A 1,491-nucleotide genomic window follows, 5' to 3' on the forward strand; every position below is an offset into this window, starting at 1 on the left:
CGCAGGTGCACAAAAGCGCCGCTTACGCGATCCCGCTCGAAGAGATTGACGTCAGCAATCCCGAGCTGTACCGCAACAACACGATGTGGGACTACTTCGAGCGCCTGCGCCGCGAGGACCCGGTGCATTACTGCGCCAAGAGCCTGTTCGGGCCGTACTGGTCGGTGACCAAGTACAAGGACATCATGGAGGTCGAGACCCATCCCGAAATCTATTCATCGGACTCTCGTCGCGGTGGCGTCACCATCATGGATACGAACTCGGCAGTGCAGTTGCCAATGTTCATCCAGATGGACCCTCCGCAACACGACGAGCACCGGAAGGCGGTCAGCCCAATAGTAGCGCCGGAGAATCTCGCTCGTCTGGAAGCCATCATCCGGCGCCGCACCGGCGAGGCGATGGACAGTCTGCCGCTCGGGGTTGAATTCAACTGGGTCGAGAGGGTTTCGATCAATCTCACCACGCAGATGCTGGCAACCCTTTTCGATTTTCCCTGGGAGGACCGTTCCAAACTCACCTACTGGTCCGACGCCACGGTGGCGCTGCCTGGTGAGGGCCTGGTGGATTCGGAGGAACATCGAATGCAGATCGTGGGCGAGTGCGCTGCCTACATGACGCGGCTGTGGAACGAGCGCGTCAACGCCAAACCCGGTGCCGACCTGATCTCAATGATGGCGCACGACGAGCGCACCCGGAACATGACGCCCGAGGAGTTCCTCGGCAACGTCCTGCTGCTGATCGTCGGCGGCAACGACACCACCCGCAGCTCGATGACCGGCGGCCTGCTGGCGCTCAACGAATACCCGGACCAGTACACGAAGCTGTGCGGCAATCCGGCGCTGGTGGCGTCGATGATTCCGGAGATAGTGCGCTGGCAGACCCCGCTGTCGCACATGCGGCGGACGGCAATCGAAGACACGGTGCTTGGCGGCAAGCACATCCGCAAGGGCGACAAGGTACTGATGTGGTACGTCTCCGGCAACCGTGATGAGGAAGCCATCGAGACTCCGAACGACTTCATCATCGATCGTGCCCGGCCGCGTCAGCACCTGTCGTTTGGTTTCGGCATTCACCGCTGCGTCGGCAACCGGTTGGCGGAAATGCAGCTCCGCATCCTGTGGGAGGAGATCCTCAAGCGCTGGACCAAACCCGGGCAGCTCAAGGTGATCGGCGAGCCTGTTCGCGTGCCGTCGCCGTTCGTCAAGGGCTATGAGTCGATGCGAGTGCGGATCGACGCCTGAGCGTGCCGCCCATGCAAGGCCCCCACAGCCATAAAAGCCTCGCCTGCGGCGTGGCTATTCCAGATGGAAGTCAAAAATGATCAAGGTCACGTTTATCGAACACAACGGCACCGTCCGCAGCATCGAAGTCGCGGAAGGCACGTCGTTGATGGAAGCAGCGGTCAGCAACCGGGTGCCCGGCATCGACGGCGATTGCGGCGGAAACTGCGCCTGTGCGACCTGCCACCTGTTCGTCGAACCCGAGTGGCGG

The 1,491-nt window shown here is 61.7% G+C and carries 2 protein-coding genes; both read left to right on the forward strand.

The genetic code is table 11. The annotated features are described in order from the left end of the window. Positions 1 to 5 precede the first annotated feature (5 nt). Positions 6 to 1,241 (forward strand): cytochrome P450, encoded by a 1,236-nt coding sequence (locus tag Q0D45_RS14515; protein ID WP_366946459.1) that lies wholly within the window; start codon positions 6 to 8, stop codon positions 1,239 to 1,241. 76 nt (positions 1,242 to 1,317) lie between these two features. Further along, a partial coding sequence (locus Q0D45_RS21665; RefSeq protein WP_366946460.1) for a 2Fe-2S iron-sulfur cluster-binding protein occupies positions 1,318 to 1,491 on the forward strand: 174 nt, incomplete at its 3' end.

Source organism: Nevskia sp. (assembly GCF_023266035.1).
In the GTDB taxonomy this organism is placed as follows: domain Bacteria; phylum Pseudomonadota; class Gammaproteobacteria; order Nevskiales; family Nevskiaceae; genus Nevskia.